The organism is Cupriavidus sp. CuC1 (assembly GCF_044627735.1).
Taxonomy (GTDB): domain Bacteria; phylum Pseudomonadota; class Gammaproteobacteria; order Burkholderiales; family Burkholderiaceae; genus Cupriavidus; species Cupriavidus ulmosensis.
The window spans coordinates 26,806-42,470 of the sequence record NZ_JBIUHC010000006.1 but is presented as its reverse complement, the minus strand read 5'-3'; the positions used below and the strand labels follow the sequence as shown (position 1 = coordinate 42,470).

29 protein-coding genes are annotated in these 15,665 nt (G+C 64.7%); 22 read left to right on the top strand and 7 right to left on the bottom strand.

Annotation, left to right across the window (positions count from 1 at the left end; genetic code table 11):
* Window positions 1–22 precede the first annotated feature (22 nt).
* From ACGLHR_RS03955 to ACGLHR_RS03855, 21 genes are all read left to right on the top strand, one after another.
* Window positions 23–202 carry a hypothetical protein gene (locus tag ACGLHR_RS03955; RefSeq protein ID WP_400092049.1) on the top strand — a complete coding sequence of 60 codons (180 nt, stop codon included), beginning with the start codon at window positions 23–25 and terminating at the stop codon, window positions 200–202.
* On the top strand, window positions 195–545 hold the full coding sequence (locus ACGLHR_RS03950) for a hypothetical protein (protein ID WP_400092047.1): 351 nt from the start codon (window positions 195–197) through the stop codon (window positions 543–545). Before ACGLHR_RS03955 ends, ACGLHR_RS03950 begins: the two co-directional genes overlap by 8 nt.
* A gap of 12 nt (window positions 546–557) precedes the next feature.
* The gene (locus ACGLHR_RS03945; protein ID WP_400092046.1) at window positions 558–854 is read left to right on the top strand and encodes a hypothetical protein; all 297 of its coding nucleotides are present in this window, start codon (window positions 558–560) and stop codon (window positions 852–854) included.
* Window positions 854–1,315: a hypothetical protein gene (locus ACGLHR_RS03940; protein WP_400092044.1), complete on the top strand. Its 462-nt coding sequence runs from the start codon at window positions 854–856 to the stop codon at window positions 1,313–1,315. The genes ACGLHR_RS03945 and ACGLHR_RS03940 overlap by 1 nt, the downstream gene beginning before the upstream one ends.
* On the top strand, window positions 1,312–1,938 hold the full coding sequence (locus ACGLHR_RS03935; protein ID WP_400092042.1) for a hypothetical protein: 627 nt from the start codon (window positions 1,312–1,314) through the stop codon (window positions 1,936–1,938). The genes ACGLHR_RS03940 and ACGLHR_RS03935 overlap by 4 nt, the downstream gene beginning before the upstream one ends.
* A gap of 125 nt (window positions 1,939–2,063) precedes the next feature.
* Window positions 2,064–2,228 carry a hypothetical protein gene (locus ACGLHR_RS03930; RefSeq protein WP_400092041.1) on the top strand — a complete coding sequence of 55 codons (165 nt, stop codon included), beginning with the start codon at window positions 2,064–2,066 and terminating at the stop codon, window positions 2,226–2,228.
* 3 nt (window positions 2,229–2,231) lie between these two features.
* Window positions 2,232–2,354, top strand: a complete 123-nt coding sequence (locus tag ACGLHR_RS03925; RefSeq protein WP_400092040.1) for a hypothetical protein — start codon at window positions 2,232–2,234, stop codon at window positions 2,352–2,354.
* Between the two features lie 43 nt (window positions 2,355–2,397).
* Complete coding sequence (locus ACGLHR_RS03920; protein WP_400092039.1) at window positions 2,398–3,396, top strand: major capsid protein P2; 999 nt, start codon at window positions 2,398–2,400, stop codon at window positions 3,394–3,396.
* Between the two features lie 9 nt (window positions 3,397–3,405).
* On the top strand, window positions 3,406–3,801 hold the full coding sequence (locus tag ACGLHR_RS03915) for a hypothetical protein (protein ID WP_400092037.1): 396 nt from the start codon (window positions 3,406–3,408) through the stop codon (window positions 3,799–3,801).
* Window positions 3,802–3,813: 12 nt separating this feature from the next.
* Window positions 3,814–4,038, top strand: a complete 225-nt coding sequence (locus ACGLHR_RS03910) for a hypothetical protein (protein WP_400092035.1) — start codon at window positions 3,814–3,816, stop codon at window positions 4,036–4,038.
* Window positions 4,035–4,412 (top strand): hypothetical protein, encoded by a 378-nt coding sequence (locus tag ACGLHR_RS03905; RefSeq protein ID WP_400092033.1) that lies wholly within the window; start codon window positions 4,035–4,037, stop codon window positions 4,410–4,412. The genes ACGLHR_RS03910 and ACGLHR_RS03905 overlap by 4 nt, the downstream gene beginning before the upstream one ends.
* Complete coding sequence (locus ACGLHR_RS03900) at window positions 4,409–4,957, top strand: hypothetical protein (protein ID WP_400092031.1); 549 nt, start codon at window positions 4,409–4,411, stop codon at window positions 4,955–4,957. Before ACGLHR_RS03905 ends, ACGLHR_RS03900 begins: the two co-directional genes overlap by 4 nt.
* Window positions 4,958–5,683, top strand: a complete 726-nt coding sequence (locus tag ACGLHR_RS03895; protein WP_400092029.1) for a hypothetical protein — start codon at window positions 4,958–4,960, stop codon at window positions 5,681–5,683.
* The gene (locus ACGLHR_RS03890; RefSeq protein WP_400092027.1) at window positions 5,680–5,847 is read left to right on the top strand and encodes a hypothetical protein; all 168 of its coding nucleotides are present in this window, start codon (window positions 5,680–5,682) and stop codon (window positions 5,845–5,847) included. The genes ACGLHR_RS03895 and ACGLHR_RS03890 overlap by 4 nt, the downstream gene beginning before the upstream one ends.
* On the top strand, window positions 5,844–7,100 hold the full coding sequence (locus ACGLHR_RS03885; RefSeq protein WP_400092026.1) for a hypothetical protein: 1,257 nt from the start codon (window positions 5,844–5,846) through the stop codon (window positions 7,098–7,100). The genes ACGLHR_RS03890 and ACGLHR_RS03885 overlap by 4 nt, the downstream gene beginning before the upstream one ends.
* Before the next feature lie 20 nt (window positions 7,101–7,120).
* Complete coding sequence (locus tag ACGLHR_RS03880) at window positions 7,121–7,729, top strand: glycoside hydrolase family 104 protein (protein WP_400092025.1); 609 nt, start codon at window positions 7,121–7,123, stop codon at window positions 7,727–7,729.
* Window positions 7,726–8,127, top strand: coding sequence for a hypothetical protein (locus tag ACGLHR_RS03875; RefSeq protein ID WP_400092024.1), 402 nt, complete (start codon window positions 7,726–7,728; stop codon window positions 8,125–8,127). Before ACGLHR_RS03880 ends, ACGLHR_RS03875 begins: the two co-directional genes overlap by 4 nt.
* Window positions 8,128–8,135: 8 nt before the next feature.
* On the top strand, window positions 8,136–8,558 hold the full coding sequence (locus ACGLHR_RS03870) for a hypothetical protein (protein ID WP_400092023.1): 423 nt from the start codon (window positions 8,136–8,138) through the stop codon (window positions 8,556–8,558).
* An 8-nt stretch (window positions 8,559–8,566) separates the two neighbouring features.
* Window positions 8,567–8,728 carry a hypothetical protein gene (locus tag ACGLHR_RS03865; protein ID WP_400092022.1) on the top strand — a complete coding sequence of 54 codons (162 nt, stop codon included), beginning with the start codon at window positions 8,567–8,569 and terminating at the stop codon, window positions 8,726–8,728.
* Window positions 8,729–8,730: 2 nt separating this feature from the next.
* Window positions 8,731–8,910, top strand: coding sequence for a hypothetical protein (locus ACGLHR_RS03860; RefSeq protein ID WP_400092021.1), 180 nt, complete (start codon window positions 8,731–8,733; stop codon window positions 8,908–8,910).
* Window positions 8,911–9,074: 164 nt separating this feature from the next.
* Complete coding sequence (locus ACGLHR_RS03855; RefSeq protein ID WP_400092020.1) at window positions 9,075–9,221, top strand: hypothetical protein; 147 nt, start codon at window positions 9,075–9,077, stop codon at window positions 9,219–9,221.
* 2 nt (window positions 9,222–9,223) lie between these two features.
* Here ACGLHR_RS03855 and ACGLHR_RS03850 read toward each other — a convergent pair whose 3' ends face one another.
* The 7 genes from ACGLHR_RS03850 to ACGLHR_RS03820 form a co-directional block, all read right to left on the bottom strand.
* The gene (locus tag ACGLHR_RS03850) at window positions 9,224–9,562 is read right to left on the bottom strand and encodes a hypothetical protein (protein ID WP_400092018.1); all 339 of its coding nucleotides are present in this window, start codon (window positions 9,560–9,562) and stop codon (window positions 9,224–9,226) included.
* A complete protein-coding gene (locus ACGLHR_RS03845) occupies window positions 9,546–10,019 on the bottom strand; it encodes a hypothetical protein (RefSeq protein WP_400092016.1) in 474 nt (157 codons plus the stop codon). Before ACGLHR_RS03845 ends, ACGLHR_RS03850 begins: the two co-directional genes overlap by 17 nt.
* 164 nt (window positions 10,020–10,183) lie before the next feature.
* Window positions 10,184–10,768: a chromate transporter gene (locus ACGLHR_RS03840; protein ID WP_400092013.1), complete on the bottom strand. Its 585-nt coding sequence runs from the start codon at window positions 10,766–10,768 to the stop codon at window positions 10,184–10,186.
* Window positions 10,765–11,349 (bottom strand): chromate transporter, encoded by a 585-nt coding sequence (locus tag ACGLHR_RS03835; RefSeq protein ID WP_400092011.1) that lies wholly within the window; start codon window positions 11,347–11,349, stop codon window positions 10,765–10,767. Before ACGLHR_RS03835 ends, ACGLHR_RS03840 begins: the two co-directional genes overlap by 4 nt.
* Window positions 11,350–11,361: 12 nt before the next feature.
* Window positions 11,362–12,339 carry a Bug family tripartite tricarboxylate transporter substrate binding protein gene (locus ACGLHR_RS03830; RefSeq protein WP_400092010.1) on the bottom strand — a complete coding sequence of 326 codons (978 nt, stop codon included), beginning with the start codon at window positions 12,337–12,339 and terminating at the stop codon, window positions 11,362–11,364.
* A 72-nt stretch (window positions 12,340–12,411) separates the two neighbouring features.
* Window positions 12,412–13,533, bottom strand: coding sequence for a mandelate racemase/muconate lactonizing enzyme family protein (locus ACGLHR_RS03825; RefSeq protein ID WP_400092009.1), 1,122 nt, complete (start codon window positions 13,531–13,533; stop codon window positions 12,412–12,414).
* A gap of 2 nt (window positions 13,534–13,535) precedes the next feature.
* Window positions 13,536–14,429, bottom strand: coding sequence for a TauD/TfdA dioxygenase family protein (locus ACGLHR_RS03820; RefSeq protein WP_400092008.1), 894 nt, complete (start codon window positions 14,427–14,429; stop codon window positions 13,536–13,538).
* A gap of 117 nt (window positions 14,430–14,546) precedes the next feature.
* On the opposite strand from ACGLHR_RS03820, the gene ACGLHR_RS03815 reads away from it, so the two are divergent.
* Entirely contained in the window at window positions 14,547–15,545 is a 999-nt protein-coding gene (locus tag ACGLHR_RS03815) for a LysR family transcriptional regulator (protein WP_400092007.1), read from the top strand.
* The last annotated feature ends 120 nt before the right edge of the window (window positions 15,546–15,665 follow it).

Below are 15,665 nucleotides of genomic sequence, written 5' to 3'. Positions count from 1 at the left end.
AAAAACCTGTGAGGACCACAGCATGAACACACAGACCCCGGACGAGCTCGAGCAGCTCGTCCAAGCCTGGACCGAGAAAGCGGTCCGCGATGTCAAGGCGCTGCCCTTCGGGGCCGGCGCCAAACTGGCAGCCTCCCTGACCGAGCTGGGCGGGCTGCTTACCTTGATCACTCGGGAAATTCGGGAGAAATCCAATGCTTGAAAACCTGCAAACCATCGTTGATAACTTCGTGGCCCGCATCCAAGGCAACCTGCCGACGCATATGGAAAGCGCCGCCTTTGCCACCGAGGTCAACACCCACATTGCGGACCTGACCGACCGCATCGCCAAGCTGGAAAACGTAGTGCTGGCGCAGAACTCGGACCTGACCGACCGCATCGCCAAGCTGGAAAACGTAGTGCTGGCGCAGAACTCGGACATGTCCGCGCTGCTGGCCGCACTGGACGGCGCCGCCAAGCCGACAGAGCCGGCAGGCCTGCCGCTGTCGCCCACGCCGGCCAGCGACACCGCCGCCACGGCGCCGGCCACCGCCACCGCGCAGTAAGGACGGTAGGCCATGGCGAAACTCATCGGGCGGGGCGAGTGCCACAACTGCGGGCGCGGCGTGGACGTGCTGACCAATGTCGGCGGCATGGCCTATTACCGCTGTCACGCGTGCGGCGTGCGCGTGCAGCACACCAAAGAGGCGAAAAGCCGCAAATTCCTGGAAACCGTGTCGCCGCATAGCGACGACGACGAAACACCGGAAAAACCCAGCGATTCGCTGCAAATTCCCGAGCCGCCGGCACCCGCGCCGGCACCGGAAAAACGCAGCGAAAAGCCGAAACGCAACAGCATCTTCATGGGGCTTTGATGGATACCGCAACCCTGGACAACATCGCGGCCGAGGAAACGGCCGAACTGGCCGAGCAGCAGGGCGCCGAGCAGGCGGCCGCGCAGGCCGTGCAGCAGCAGGAACAGCAGGACAACGCCGAGGGCTGGCGCCAGGCGGTGCGCGCGGCCGGCGATATCGTCTGCTCCGCGCTGCCCGAAGCCAAGCCGGTCTGGACCGGCGAGCGCATGGATAACCTGGGCGACGCGCTGTCACGCTGTGACGAAATGTACGGCTGGGGCGGGGCGGGTTCGCTGTTCTCGCACCCGCTGCTCGGGCTGGCCGTGGCCGCCTTCCCGCTCGCGCTGGGCACGCTCAACACGGTCAAGGCCGTCAAGGCCAAGGCGCAGGAGAAGGGCGCGCCGCCCGCCGGCCTGGCGCAGCCGGTACCGCCCGAGCACCAGGCCGGCGATATCGCCCTGGCGGAGCCGCTGGCAGCATGACGGCCACCACCGCCAACAGCGCGCGCATCATCGGCGTGGTGGGGCGCTCGGGCAGCGGCAAGGGCATCTTCGTCAAGAGCCTGCTGCGCAAGCACCGCGGCCCGGTGCTGGTGTGGTCGCCGCTCGAGGCCACCGACAAATACGCCGAGGTCATCAAAGGCCAGCTCGTGCGCACCATTGCCGAGCTCGTGGCCGCGCTCAAGGCCGGCCGCCGGCGCCTGGTGCTGGTGCCGAGCGGCGATATCAAGGCCGCGTTCGATCGCTTCTGCCGCATCGCCTGGGAATTGCAGGGCTGGTGGATCGTGGTCGAGGAGCTCTCCCGCGTCACTACGCCGAGCTGGGCGCCGCCGGCCTGGAAGAACCTCAGCACGGCGGGCCGGCACCAGGGCCTGACCCTGATCGGTACCGCCCAGCGCCCGGCGCAAGTCGACAAGGACTTTTTCGGCAACTGCTCGGAGGTCCGCTCCTACTGCGTGGGCTACCAGAATGACGCCAAGATCATGGCGAACGTGATGTTCATCAAGGCCGATGAAATCCTCGCGCTGCCCAAGTTTCACTACCTGCACCGCTTCGCGGACGACAGCCGCATCGAGCGGGGTGTGGTGAAAGTGCCGAAAACTTAAAAATATTTTCGGCGACGCCCTCAAAAAAACGCAGCGAAATGCTGCAAAACGCTGCGTTTTTCGGACTTTGACAGTCCGTTTTTTTTTGCCCATCGTGAAGGCTCCTGACAACCCAAGGGGCCAGCGTGGCATTTCGCGATTACCTACCGTCCAAACACCGTCTCTCGCAGGAGGTCATTGCGACCACCGTGGGCGTGCTGGTGGCGGCCTGGATCATCTCGAAAGTGCCCAAGGCCAAAGCGCTCGTGGATGCAAACAGCGTCTGGCGCGTCTCTCAATCGGAGAACTGAGACATGGACAAGAAGCACATTCACGGCGCCCTCGCGGTGCTGGCCGTTTTCGCTATTACCGCATTCGTGCAACGCAACGTGATGCAAGTCCCGGTCGTGGGCCAATACCTGCCCGGCGGCGTCTAAGCCGACCCGACAGCACCACCCCGCAACCACCAAGGACAAAACCATGCGTGTTGAACGCGTCATTGACTTCCAGAACATCGTACCCGGCCAAATCGCCATCATGAAGCCGGCGCTGGGCCCGACCTACGAGGCGTTCTATATCGCCCTGGGCGGCGGCCTGCTCATCACGCACATGGACCGCATCCAACTCAAGGTGGACGGCAAGGTGGTGTACGAAACCACCGGCGCCGACCAGTTGGCGCACAATCTCTATGAGGGCCTGCCCAACGCCACCAATCAGATTGTGCTGGACTTCACCCAGCCGAACGCGAAAAGCTCGGGCACCCCCAAGGGACCGACCAGCGCTGCGGCCGAAATGCTGCTGACCTGCCTGCCGTCCAATCTGTTCCAGATGATGACGCTGGAATTCACGCTCAATGCGTCGGCGCCGGGCGGCTCCACGATGGTGGCGCGGGCGCAGGTGTCGGAGCCTTCCGGCAACCCGTACATCATCAAGCAACAGAAGGCGTCCTACGCCTTCCCGAGCACGGGCGATCAATACCTGCCGCTGCCGACCGGCCCGAATGGCGCGCTGGTCAAGCAGATTTTCCTGATGCAGTCCAACTACGGTGCAGCGTGGGCGGGTTCGACGGCCTACGCGCTGAACGCCTACGCCGTGAATGGCGGCAACCTGTATCAGGTGACCACCGCCGGCACCTCGGCCTCCTCGGGCGGCCCGACCGGCACCGGCGCGGCCATCACGGACGGCACCGTAACGTGGAAATACGTTTCGGCCGCCGGTTCGATTTCGGGTATCGAGGTCCGCAACAATGGCGTGATCATTACCGAGGTCACCCCGGCCGATCTGTCTCTGATCCATGCCCGTTACGGCAAGGTCGAGCAGAACGGCATGACCGTGCTGGATTACTTCCTGCAAGGGCTGCGCGCCAAGTTGCTGAACACCGTCGCCGGCAAGAACACGTATCTGAAGCTGACCACCACCGGCGGCCCGGTCAACCTGAACGTCTACAACCGCATCATTGATCCGGTCAACCGCAAGTAAGGGGGCCTTATGGCACTGACCGACTACAGCGGCGGCTCGGACCTCAATACCAGCATTGACGATGGCTTGCTCGGCGGCAGTGCGCCGGGCGGCGATTACGGCTTTGCCTATGCGCAAACGCCGTCGCCATCGTCGCAGGTGGCGACCACCGCCAGCCAGTTCGACGCGGGCGGCTCGGGCCTGGACTGGAATCGCGCGCTCTCAGACGTGCTGGGATCGGCCGTGGCGCTGGACTCCATCAACCACCAGTGGGCCGGACCGGCGCAGGGCTATTACCGGGGCGCCAACGGGCAGGTGTACGCCAACGGCCAGGGGCCGGTGGTGTCCTTCAATCAAGCGCGCTTGTCCAACCTGCTGGTGTTCGGCGGGCTGATTTTCATCGTGCTGCGCGCGGTCCGGGGGTAAGCGATGTTTCCCATGCCTCTGAACTTCTCGGCAGGCGGCGGCGGCCCTTCGGGCGCCTATGGCGGGATGGCGTCCGGTTTCAGTACCGGCGCCTTCGTCGTGGGCGGCTCGCCGGCCGCGCAGGCGCTGGCGATCACCAGCAGCGCCGGCACCGGCGCCAGCACCACGGCCAAGAGCAACACCATGTTGCTGCTGGCCGTGGCGGGCATCGTCTTCCTGGCGCTGCGTCGCAAGTGAAAGTCCGCCCGGTCACCGCTGCCGAAGCGCTACCGGTGCTCGCGCCGGTGTCGCGCTGGGCCACCACGGGGGAAACCGTGGAGCAAATGGCGCGCGCGGGGCATTGCTTCGTGCTGGAGCAGGGCGGGGCGCCGGTATTCGCCTGGAGCGTGCAGGCGCACGGCGACGAGCTTTACATTCTGGCGGCGGCGGGGCGGGCGGGCTTTGACCTGACCGATGCCGGCCTCGCCATCATCGAACAACAGGCGCAGGGCTTCGCGTCCGTCGCATTCCAAACGCGCCGGCCGGGCCTGATGCGCAAGGCGGGCGCGCTGGGCTATCAGCCGGCGGGCCGGGCCGGCAACGGCGTCATCATGCGCAAGGTGCTCCAATGATCCGCAGTCCGCAACAGATCAAGCTGATGGCGCTGGGCTTGCCGCCCACGCCGTGTAATTTCGGCGGCGATTCGTCCAGCCAGGCGAACACCACCAACAACAACATCGACCAGAAGCTGTACACCGACAACGGGGCCGTGGCCGGGTCCGCGTCCGGTGGCAGTACGGTCATCGTCAATGCCCAGCAGGTGGACCACGGCGCCACCCAAGCCGCGTTTGGCCTGGGCAGCCACGCGCTGGATTCGGTTACCAGCCTCGCCACCGGCGCGCTCAGTGGCAGCCAGCACACGGCCGAGATGGCGCTATCGGGCCAGCTTGCCACAATCCAGGGATCGCAAACCGCCATGGACCGCGCCACGCAAGCCATTGCGGACGCGTACCGGGGCGCGTCCAGCGGCGAAGCGGCGGCCTATCAGAGCGCCAGCAATAGCGTGGCGGCGGCCTACCAAGACAGCAAGACCGGGAATCAACGCGTGATCGTCATTGGCGCGCTGGTGGTGGTCGGCATCGTGGCGCTGGCGCCGCTACTCAAGAAGGCAGCATAAATGCAGACCATCAAACAGCTATTCAAGGCTGGCATCCCCACGTTGGTGTCCGTGCGCGGCGCGGCCTTCGTAATCCAGACGGCCGACCAGGGCAACAATCTGGAAGTGGATTTTATGCAGGCCGGTTCCTTCGCCTATCGCGTGATGGCCGTGGGGTCCGGCTTCAAGGCGCGGCCGGTGCTGGGCTTTGATGGCCTGACCATTACCGCGACGGTCGACACCAACGTGCAATTCATCGTCACAGATGGCGATATTGACCTGCAAGTTACGTCCACCAGTGTGAACGTGGCAAATCCAAGCCTGCCGGTATCGAACAGCGCCAGCCCGTTCCATGTCACGGTAGACGGCACGGTAAATGTGTCGGGCGCCACGCTGACAGCGACCAATGTAGGAATCAACAACACCGGCGCCAACCCGGTGCCGATGACGCTCGCGGCGAGCCAGACGCCGGCCACTGTAGCGCCGGTGGCAGTAGCAGCGAATACGGCCGGTACAGTGCTGCTGGCGGCCGATGCCGGCCGGCGCGCAGTACGGTTCTACAATCCAGCCAGTTCGGCGGGGCCCGTGGCGATCACGCCGGATAACACGACGACCTACGCGCAGGCGGCCATTGTGCTCAATCCAGGCGACTTCTGGAACGAGACGGAGGCGCCGGGCGCCGCGTGGTATGCATCTACGCCGGCCGGCACGGGCGCAGCGGTCAACCTGCAAACGGTGAAGGCATGAGTACGCTAGTCCGCGCGCGCGTGATCGCATCGGGCACAACGGCCAATCGGCCGGCATCGGCGCCGGTCGGTTTCCAGTATCTGGACCTGACGCTAGGCTATCCGGTCACGGTCAAAACAAATTCGCCTATGGTGTGGGTCAACGCTTCGGGATATCCGGTATGAAAAAGATTTTTTTTGGCGCGCTGGTTACGCTTGCGTTATCTTGCGGCGCCTTCGCGCAAACGTATGACGTGCAGAATTTCAACGCGCACGGGCCGGTTACGACCAACCTAGCGACGGCGACCACGCCGGACAGTGCGGCGATCGGCAGCGGCTTTAATATCGCGTCGCAGAACGACATGTATTTCGGCGGCTCGACCACCACGGGCGGCCGGATTGCGGTCAATGGAATCACCTATAACTCGGGCGGCGCGACCAGCGCGAGCAACACCAACCGGAACTATGTCGGCGTGGTAGGACAGTCGCACGCGGCGAACAGCGACGGTGGAACCAACCTGACGACTGACGCGCGCGGCGGCTTCTTCGGGCTGAACGGTATCGCGTATGCAGATCCGGCAGCAACCAACCTGCTGGGCATCGTCGCGCAGGAAAACGACACCTACTCCCAAGCGGGGGCATCGTTCAAGTACCAGACCGGATTAAACATCGTCGGCTTTAACACGGTGCGAGGATCGGTGGTTGATGCGGCGATGATGATCGGCGGCAGCACGGCCAACGGCCCATATGGACCGCATACCGGATGGAAGTGCGGGATGTGCTTTACCGACTTCAATGGCGTGGACCCGATGTATAGCGGATCGACACTATTGGGCTATGTGTGGGTCAACAATCCGGCCACGAAGCGCAGTATCACCAGCGGTATCGACCTGTCGGGCTTCTCGATTTCTGGCGCGGTGATCCAGTCGCAGGCCATGAGCCTTTCAGACAATACGCTGCTGCTTGGAGTGAACGGTTCGAACATTTCCGCTATCACGGCGGGCAGTGGCGCAGCGGCGGCAAATCTGGACCTGAATGCCAAGGGCGGCGGCGCCGTGCGCATTGCCAATACGGCATCGACCCATGTACTGGTGAACACGTCCACCGATGACGGCACCAACACATTGCAGGTCAACGGCTCGACCAAGGTAACGGGCGCGATCAGTGCGACGACTACGGGCACGATGCCCATGTACGGCACCACGGGCGCCGCGGTCAACGCGCCGCACATGGTGTCGGGCAGTGTGAGCCTGTCAGGTGGTAGCGCGACCGTGACGCTTTCAGGGTCGGCCGTCTACAGCGGCACGAACGGCTATGTGTGCACGGCCAACGATGCGACGGCGGCCAATCCTGTGTCGGTGCAAAACCAAAGCGGTTCAAGCGTGAGGTTTGTTGGCACCGGAAGCGATGCCGTGACATTCCTCTGTGCGGGCAACTGATGGCAAGCGCCGCGCCTTTCATGCTGCTCGCTGCTGGCGCCGCTGCCATGCTGGCGGTGGCGTATAGCGGCAATGCCTCGGCCACGGTGACGGACTCGAGCGCGGGCACCGATGGCATTGCCACCGACAGCGGCGGCGGCTTCGATCTCCTTTCGATTTTCAACACGGATACCCCGGACATGAGCAACCCGAATTTGCGGGCCTTCCTGGACATGATCGCGGTGAGCGAGGGCACCAAGGGGCGCGGCGATGATGGTTACAACATCCTCGTGGGCGGCTCTACCTTTGGCAGCTACATCGACCATCCGCGCCAAAAGGTGTGGATTGCCTCCATTGGCAACTACAGCACGGCGGCCGGGCGCTACCAGATGATTGCCGCCACCTGGGACAGCGTGCGCAACGCGCTGCGCCTGCCGGACTTCTCGCCGGCCTCGCAGGACGCGGGCGCCACCGAGCTAATCCGCCGGCGCGGCGCGCTGTCGAGCATCTACGCGGGCGACATTGCCGGCGCTATCAACAAGTGCCGCCGGGAATGGGCGAGCCTGCCCGGTGCCGGCTACGGGCAGCGTGAAAACGCGCTGTCCTCGCTGCTGTCGGCCTACCAAAACGCAGGGGGAGTACTCGCATGAAGAACGATGACATTCTGACCGGCATCGCGCTGGTGGGCCTCGCCTTCGCGGCCTATCAATTCATGCGGCCGACCGCCGCGCGTGCGGCGTCCGCGCCGGCCAACACCGCGCTGCGCCCGCTGACCGGCGTGCAGAGCAAGCTGCCGGCCTGGGCGAGCCTGATCACCAACGCGGCCGACCTGGGCAACACCCTGTACGGCGGCAGCGCAGCGGCGCGCGGCATGGTGCAGGGCGTGTTTGCACCGGGCGATTCCGCGCTGCAAGTCGCCAATTTCGACTATGGCAACGGCCCGATGGAGCAGGCCATGGCGCCGGGCATTACCAACGGTGAAATGGGTTCGCTCAATGGCGCGTACACCTTCGGCACGACGGTGGATATGCCGCTGTCGTACTACTGAGGCTGAACATGGAAAAGGGCCACTACGCTGGGCTGGTGCTGGGCGTCGCGCTGATCGCGGCGGCGGGCTTCTGGCTCAAAAAAAAAGGCAGCACCACGGATGCGGCTGCGGCTGTAGCGGCGGGTGCGGTGGGGCTGGCGGGTGACGTCGCCACCGGCACCGTGCTGGGCATTGGCGATGCGATCGGCCTGCCGCGCACCAACATGACGGCGTGCGAACAGGCCAAGGCCGAGGGGCGTTCCTGGGATGCCTCCTTTGCCTGCCCCGCGGGGGACTTCCTGTCGTACATGGTGAGCGGCACCAGTGCTGACGCACCGACCATTACCGATTACCCAATCGTCCCGCCAAGCGTGGACACGTATTACCCGAGCACCGACTACGTTGCATCGGACACCGGCGGCGGCGCCGCCATCCTTTATCGCAGGCACTAGGAGAAAACATGTCGTTTCTGAATCGATTGCGCGAGCCGTCCACCTGGGCGGGCCTGGGTGGCATCGCCATGGCGCTGGGCGCCAACCCGGATAAGGTCAATGTCACGGCGCAGGCCATTGCGGGCGTGCTGGCCGCGCTGGCCGTGTTCCTGCCCGAGCGCAAGGCCTAAGCATGGACTGGATGACGCCCGACATGCTCAAGGCGCTGCTGGGGGCCGTGGCCACGGCGGGCGGCATCTATGGCGGCATCCGCGCGGACCTGGGCCGCATGGCCGCCAGCATCAAGGCGGCGGCCGATTCGGCCAAGGCTGCGCACGACCGGCTAGACCGGCACCTAGAACACCATCAATAGGAGAGCACCATGGCAAAGAAGCGACGCACCCCGCCGCGCCAGGCCAACGGCCGTTTCAAGAAGCGCAAGTAAGGCGCGCAGGCCGCCAGAAAAGCGAAAGCCGCAGGGGCTGGTATCCCGTGCGGCTCTCTGTTTCCAATCACGGGTAGGCCCGAGAGAAGAACTTGACATCGAAAGTTAAGGTAAAAGTGGATATCCGTCAAGGTATCGAGTGCGAAGCGCCGGCCAGCCCCTGGCTGCGGTTCTGCATTGGCGCGGGGATACTGTGCCTCTGCGTGACGCCGCTGGTGGCGGTGGTGCGCTGGTGGTGAGCTCAGGCGCGCAGTTCGCCCGGTGCGGGCATTTCCGTTACGTTTTCCGTAACGGGTGCGGGGCTTGGCTTGGGCCGGTGCAGCTCGATCACCTGGCCGCGCACCAGGCCGAGGCGCGGCAGTGCCTTGGCGTAGCCCATCTGGCGCGCGAGCTCGACGCTCTCGAGGTGGTTCAGGCGCACCACCGGCACGGTCCACCAGGGCGCGGGGCGGGCGCCGGTGAGCCAGGCGCGGGCGGTGTCGGGGGTGCAGCGCAGCTTGCGCGCCAGGGCATCGAGCGGCAGGCCGCGCGTGTAGTACTCGAGTTCGGCCAGGTTGGCGTATTCAGGGCGGCGGGACATGCTGGGGAGCAAAGGGGGAATTGTCCCGCAAAGCCGCGCGGGGTGTGGGAGTGCGCTCCGGAAGGTCATTTAACATAATGATGATTATGCCGGCTGTCTGTAAAGGCCAAATAGTAATGTCCGCAACCAGCCCGGTGTGCAGACGCCCGTCGTGCCATGGCTGGTGAGCCAACGTCTTTGCCAGAAAGGGAAGATTGGTTTTCACACCGGCAATCTGCGTGGCTTGCAAGGCCTCTTGCGCCAGTGCGATCGCGCCGGGGCGATCTGCAGCATGGACGATGATCTTGGCGATCAGCGGATCGTAATATGGGCCGACCGTATTGGCTTGGCCATAGCCCGTCTCGACCCGGATGCCGGGCCCGGCCGGTAGACATGGACATGCCGATGTTGCCGGCCGCCCCCGGCGGTTGTCTACAATCATCGGCTGTCCCCAAAGAGTGGAGATCTGTTCCGACACGAAGCGCGGCAGGGAATCGACGAGCCGCCAACGCCCGAAGAGCCGTATTTGATCTTCCTGGGATAGCTACGGGCATAGCTGAGCAACTCGGACAAGGACTTTGCCGGAAACTTGTAGCCCGAAGCCCGATGCGATGGGCATTCCGCACGTCATGGTTCCGGCGTTCAAACCAGTCCGAACCACCCCAGCACGGCACCCGCGGCAAGCAGCCACAGCAGGTGCATCCGGAAACGCCAGATGATCAGGGCGGTGAACACCGTCAACAGCCATAGCCGCCAGTCCCGCGCCGCGTTGTCGTGAACGCTGGACAGCGTCCAGGCCGTCGCGATCAGCAGCGCGATCACGATCGGTGCCATACCCTGCCGGAACGCCTGCACGCCGCGCAAGCCGCGGTTGCGGTGGCCCCACCGGGCAGCGACGTAGGCCAGCGTGGAACTGGGCAGCAGGATGCCGGACATGGTTAGCACCACACCTAGCAGCGCCGTGGGGATGCCGCCCGCGTTCATGCCGATGTTCCATCCAAGCAACGCGATAAACAGCACATTGGGACCCGGCGCTGCCTGGGCGATCGTCACCGATGCATTGAATTGACCGTCGTTGAGCCAGTGCTGCTGATCCACCAGGTAGCGGTGCATATCGGGCGCGGTGGTGATGGCGCCGCCGATCGACAGCAAGGACAGCGACAGGTAATGGGAGAACAGGCTCAGCCAGTCGCCCCACCCCAGCGTCAGCATCGGTGCCCCGCTCACGGTTTGAGCTTCCGGTAGCTGAGCAGGCAGGCGAAGGTGCCCAGGCCCAGCAGCACGTAGACGAGCGGCCAGCGCAGCAGCGCAACCGCGCCGAAGCAACCGGCGCCCAGTGCGATGGCAAGCGGGCGGCCCAGCGGATTGGCACGCAGCGCGCTCAGCAGTTTGAGCCCGGTGGCCGCGAACAGCCCTGCGGCCACTGCCCCGGTGCCGCGCAGCGCGCCCGCCACGCCGGGATGATCGGCAAAGCGCGCGTGTAGCAGTTCTAGCAAAACCACCACCACCAGCGGCAGTGCAAGGATGCCCGCCAGCGCAGCCATCGCACCGGCCAGGCCGAACGAACGGCCGCCGATCATCAGCGCCATGTTGACCACGTTGGGACCCGGCATGATCTGCGCCACCGCCCAGTCCTCGACGAACTCCTCGCGCGTCAGCCAGCGCTTGCGCTCCACCAGTTCCTGTTGCACCACAGCCAGGACGCCGCCGAATCCTTGCAGACCCAGCAGGGTGAAGGTCACGAACAGGTCGGCGGGGGAGCGGGGCTCGCGGCGGCCGGCGCCGCCTTCCGGCTGATTTGCACACATCGCGGATACGCCCTACTGCGTCTTGATGCCAAGTTGCTTGATGGTCTTGCCCCAGCGCGCCATGTCGGCCTCGACGATGCTGGCAAACCGCTCGCGCGGCATCGCTTCCACTTCAATCCCCTCGCCGCTGAGTCTCGCCACGACTTCAGGATCGTGCAGGACCTTGCCGACAGCATCATGCAGCTTCTGCACCACTGCCGGCGGCGTGCCGGCGGGCGCGAAAAAGCCATACCAGGGCGCGTATGCGAAACCCTTGATGCCCGCTTCCTCCATGGTCGGCAGGTTGGGCAATGCCGGCGAACGCTTCTTGCCTGAAGTGGCGATCGGACGGACCATGTCGGAACTGATAAAGGGCATCACAGCGGGAATCGTCAACAGCATGGACTGGATCTGGCCGGACACGAGCTCCGTCAGCGCCGGGCCGGAACCCTTGTACGGCACGTGCTGGAGATGGGTCCCGGTCATCATGCCGAGCACTGCCATGGGCAAGTGGCCGGCGCTGCCGATGCCGCCGGAGCCATAGTTGATCGAGCCCGGCTTGGCCTTGGCCAGCGCCAGGAAATCGTCCATGGTCTTGACCGGCAAGGTCTTAGTCACCACCAGGACGTTTGGCGTGGCGCCAATATAGGCGACCGGCAAGATGTCGCGCTTGGTGTCGTAAGGAAGATGGCTATAGAGTGAATCGCTGAAGACCAGGCCCATGTGGTGGATCATCAGCGTGTAGCCATCGGGGGCGGCACGCGCCAGCATGGCCGTGGCGATGGTGCCACCGGCGCCGCCCCGGTTATCAACGACAAAGGGCTGGCCAAGCTCGCGGCCCAGTTTCACCGCCATCACGCGCGCCACCAGGTCGACGGTGCCGCCCGCGGCGAATGGCGCCAGGATGGTGACCGGCTTGACGGGCCAGTCGGCCGCGCGGGCCGGCGCCGCCGCGATCGCGGCGAGCAGCGACAAGCCCGTGCAAAGAACAGAGAGCTTCCGTAAGGACATGCTTGTCTCCTGGTACCACTTTTGCCGTGGTTATATTTCTGCCGTGCTGCAATGGCACATGCGCTAGAAGCGCTAGAACGCAAACCGGTAGCGCTCCACCTTCTCCTCGTCAAGTTCAACCCCAAGCCCGCAGCCGGCGGGAACGGCGGCCGCGCCGCTGCTCATATCGAGCTTGTGGGTCACGATGTCGTCTGCAGTCTTCAGCGGCCCGACGCATTCCAGCCCTTCCAGCACATCGGTGCTGGTGCATGCCAGCATGATTTCCGCCGCCGTGTTCACGCCCAGCCCGAACCCGTGTCCGATAACAACCTTCATGCCAGCCCCACTGGCGGTTTCCAGCATGCGCCTGCAGGTCAGGAAGCCGCCCTGCTTCATCACCTTGAGCTTGACGATATCGGCGCAGTTGGCGCGGATCACCGCGATCAGGCTGGCATGATCGGTGATCGATTCGTCGGCCATCACCGGGATGCCGATGGCCTGCCGCACCTTTGCCATGCCGGCAAGGTCGTCCTCAGCCACCGGCTGTTCCAGCAGTTGCAGGCCAATCGGTTCCAGGAAGCGGCCCAGCGCGATCGCCTCCTCGACGCTGTACCCGGCATTCGCATCGGCGCGCAAGGTCATGGTCGGCCCGACCGCGTCGCGCACCGCCGCAAGGCGATCGCGGTCGGCCTCGATGCCCCCGCCGACCTTGATCTTGGCCGAGCGGAAGCCGCGGTCAAACCATTTGCGGGCCTCCGCGGCCGCCTCGTCGGGCGGAACAATGCCAATCCACGCATTGAAGCGCACTGTATCGACCACGGCGCCGCCCAGATACTGGTGCACCGGGATATTGAGCCGGCGCGCCAACATGTCGACGCAGGCCATCTCAATCGCCGCCTTGGCGTCCAGGTAACCTGAGCGACCCTGGTCCATGCGCTGCATCACCTGATGCGGATTGCCGGCGTCGCAGTTCTGCACCAGCGGCGCGAGTTCGTCGCGGATGGCCAGCAGCGACTGTTCGATGGTTTCCACTGAATAGCCGGGAGAGGGATCGATATTGCCCAGCCCGATCGAACCGTCTTCCGCGGTAAGGCGTACTAGCGCGCTCTTCTGCACGGTCTTGGTGACATAAGCATTGCGAAAGCCGGGGCCGACCAGGGGCACGGCCACGCCAAATACCTCGACGCGGCGAATGGGAAGGTGCAAGCCATCCATGTTCACGACTCCAGCGCCATGCCAGCCGAGGCCGGGTCGAAGGCTTCGATGGCGGGACCCTTGATCTGGGTGCGGTGCATGATGCGGGAGGCATTCGGATCAAATGCGTCGCGGCGGTGCAGCGTGCATCGGTTGTCCCAGAGGATCAGATCGTGCAATTGCCACTCCTGGCGGAAGGTGAACTCGGGCCGGGTGGCATGCTCCCATAGCGTGTCCAGCAGCGCATTGCTTTCGGCAAGGTCCATGCCCAGCACATAGCTGTTGCGGCGGCGGCCGAGGAACAGCGCGGGGCGGCGGGTATCGGGATGCGCGATGACCAGGGGATGATGCGCGCCCGGCGCTTCGCGCGGGTCGGTCACTTCCTTCATGCCCTTGCGCATCATGCCGGCGCTGTTGTAGGTGGCGTCGTGAATGGCGCGGCGTCCCGAAATCAACGCCTTGGTATGGTCTGGCAGGGTTTCATAGGCGAGGTACATATCCGACCAGAAGGTATCGCCACCGCCGGGCGGAATTTCAAGCGCGTGCAGCAACGCGGCGCGAGGCGGTCGCTCGACATAGGTCATATCGCAATGCCACACCGCCTCGCCGTCGCCCAGGTTGCCGATCGGCACGCCATCGACCTTGACATTGGAGATCACATTGATCTCCGGAAATTCGCTCAGGAAGGGCTTGCCGTACGGGTTCGGCCCCGGCGGATCGAGTTCTCCGAACAGCCGGCTGAAAGCCAGCAGTTCCGGATCCGACAGTGCCTGACCGCGAAAACGCAGCACGAGGTGCCGGGCCCAGGCTTCGCGAAGCGCAGCCAGGACTTCGTCATCGACCGGCTGGCGCAGATCGATACCGCTAACTTCAGCGCCGAGACTGGATTGGAGCGGCGTCACGGAGATGCGTGTCATGGTGGCTGTCTATCCATGGTGAATTGGAATGGCCCCAATATAGACCTCGCCCCCGATAGCGTAAATGATATAGATTACGCATCCAGTTATGCTGATTTCGTATCCCCTCCCCGTGCCATGCCATCTCTGCCGAACAAGCCGCTGCAGCGGCGCCATATCGAAGCCCTCGTCGCCGTGGGCGATAACCACTCCGTGCATCGCGCAGCACGCGAGCTCGGCGTGCCGCAGCCCGTTCTGTCACGTCTGCTTGCCGAGGCGGAGAACCTGCTGGGCGCCCGCCTGTTCGAACGCTCCAGTCACGGCAGCATGCCCACCGCGCAAGGCAAGGCGGTGCTGTCCCAGGCGCGATTCGTCCTGCGCGCGATCGAGCGGCTGAACGACGCCATCGCCGATCCGCAGCGCCGGCCGATCCAACTCGGGTGCATTCCGCGTGCCATGCACACCTTGATGCCCGGCCTGCTCGCCCGGCTCTATCCGGCAGTGCCGACCGATACGTCGGCACAGGCCGCCGACACGCCCTACCAGTTCCGCGTGGCCGAAGGCAGTTCAAAGATGCTGTTCGACCAGATCGCCACCGGGAGCCTGGATTTCGCCATCCTGCGCAGCACCACGCGCGACGACGGCGACGACCTTGTAGTGGAGCGTCTGTATGAGGAGCGCACGGTGATCGTCTGCGCGGCCGGTCACCCTACCATCCCGGCAGGCCCCATTCACCTGTCCCGCCTGCTGGGCCAGGGTTGGGCGCTACCCGACGCCGAGACCAGCTCGCGCGTGACCTTCGAAACGTTCTGGAACGAGCATGGCCTGCCCAGGATCCGGCCGGTGATCGAGACACGCTCCTTCGAATCCAACCTGGCCCTGGTCGCAGGCACCAGCCTGGTCTCGATCGCACCGGAATCCGTCGCCCGCAGCCATGTGGCATTCGGACTGCTGCGCATCGTCAAGCTACGGCGGCCACTTCCGGCGAACCCGGTGATGCTCGCCTTTAACCGCATGGCCATCGAGGATCCTTTGCTCGGCGGCTTTCGCGAGATGATTCACCAGACCGCGCGCGCGCGAATGAGCACGGCGCGGGCGGTGGCAGAAAATGCCGACCGCAGTACGGCACTACGCTGATGGCGGCCTTGAAGCGCTCCTCAAGCGCTATTTCCTTCCAAGGTGTGTAAGCAGGGAGAAATAGGCCTCGACCCACTCGGGCGTTGGCTTGTAGCAGGCGCCGACGAGGCATCCGGTGCG

Bases quoted from the DNA above. Each gene is read 5' to 3' on its own strand.
- ACGLHR_RS03955 (WP_400092049.1), top strand. From the start codon at position 23: ATGAACACACAGACCCCGGACGAGCTCGAGCAGCTCGTCCAAGCCTGG.
- ACGLHR_RS03950 (WP_400092047.1), top strand. From the start codon at position 195: ATGCTTGAAAACCTGCAAACCATCGTTGATAACTTCGTGGCCCGCATC.
- ACGLHR_RS03945 (WP_400092046.1), top strand. From the start codon at position 558: ATGGCGAAACTCATCGGGCGGGGCGAGTGCCACAACTGCGGGCGCGGC.
- ACGLHR_RS03940 (WP_400092044.1), top strand. From the start codon at position 854: ATGGATACCGCAACCCTGGACAACATCGCGGCCGAGGAAACGGCCGAA.
- ACGLHR_RS03935 (WP_400092042.1), top strand. From the start codon at position 1,312: ATGACGGCCACCACCGCCAACAGCGCGCGCATCATCGGCGTGGTGGGG.
- ACGLHR_RS03925 (WP_400092040.1), top strand. From the start codon at position 2,232: ATGGACAAGAAGCACATTCACGGCGCCCTCGCGGTGCTGGCCGTTTTC.
- ACGLHR_RS03920 (WP_400092039.1), top strand. From the start codon at position 2,398: ATGCGTGTTGAACGCGTCATTGACTTCCAGAACATCGTACCCGGCCAA.
- ACGLHR_RS03915 (WP_400092037.1), top strand. From the start codon at position 3,406: ATGGCACTGACCGACTACAGCGGCGGCTCGGACCTCAATACCAGCATT.
- ACGLHR_RS03910 (WP_400092035.1), top strand. From the start codon at position 3,814: ATGCCTCTGAACTTCTCGGCAGGCGGCGGCGGCCCTTCGGGCGCCTAT.
- ACGLHR_RS03900 (WP_400092031.1), top strand. From the start codon at position 4,409: ATGATCCGCAGTCCGCAACAGATCAAGCTGATGGCGCTGGGCTTGCCG.
- ACGLHR_RS03895 (WP_400092029.1), top strand. From the start codon at position 4,958: ATGCAGACCATCAAACAGCTATTCAAGGCTGGCATCCCCACGTTGGTG.
- ACGLHR_RS03890 (WP_400092027.1), top strand. From the start codon at position 5,680: ATGAGTACGCTAGTCCGCGCGCGCGTGATCGCATCGGGCACAACGGCC.
- ACGLHR_RS03885 (WP_400092026.1), top strand. From the start codon at position 5,844: ATGAAAAAGATTTTTTTTGGCGCGCTGGTTACGCTTGCGTTATCTTGC.
- ACGLHR_RS03880 (WP_400092025.1), top strand. From the start codon at position 7,121: ATGCTGCTCGCTGCTGGCGCCGCTGCCATGCTGGCGGTGGCGTATAGC.
- ACGLHR_RS03875 (WP_400092024.1), top strand. From the start codon at position 7,726: ATGAAGAACGATGACATTCTGACCGGCATCGCGCTGGTGGGCCTCGCC.
- ACGLHR_RS03870 (WP_400092023.1), top strand. From the start codon at position 8,136: ATGGAAAAGGGCCACTACGCTGGGCTGGTGCTGGGCGTCGCGCTGATC.
- ACGLHR_RS03865 (WP_400092022.1), top strand. From the start codon at position 8,567: ATGTCGTTTCTGAATCGATTGCGCGAGCCGTCCACCTGGGCGGGCCTG.
- ACGLHR_RS03860 (WP_400092021.1), top strand. From the start codon at position 8,731: ATGGACTGGATGACGCCCGACATGCTCAAGGCGCTGCTGGGGGCCGTG.
- ACGLHR_RS03850 (WP_400092018.1), bottom strand. From the start codon at position 9,562: ATGTCCCGCCGCCCTGAATACGCCAACCTGGCCGAACTCGAGTACTAC.
- ACGLHR_RS03835 (WP_400092011.1), bottom strand. From the start codon at position 11,349: ATGTGTGCAAATCAGCCGGAAGGCGGCGCCGGCCGCCGCGAGCCCCGC.
- ACGLHR_RS03830 (WP_400092010.1), bottom strand. From the start codon at position 12,339: ATGTCCTTACGGAAGCTCTCTGTTCTTTGCACGGGCTTGTCGCTGCTC.
- ACGLHR_RS03825 (WP_400092009.1), bottom strand. From the start codon at position 13,533: ATGGATGGCTTGCACCTTCCCATTCGCCGCGTCGAGGTATTTGGCGTG.
- ACGLHR_RS03820 (WP_400092008.1), bottom strand. From the start codon at position 14,429: ATGACACGCATCTCCGTGACGCCGCTCCAATCCAGTCTCGGCGCTGAA.
- ACGLHR_RS03815 (WP_400092007.1), top strand. From the start codon at position 14,547: ATGCCATCTCTGCCGAACAAGCCGCTGCAGCGGCGCCATATCGAAGCC.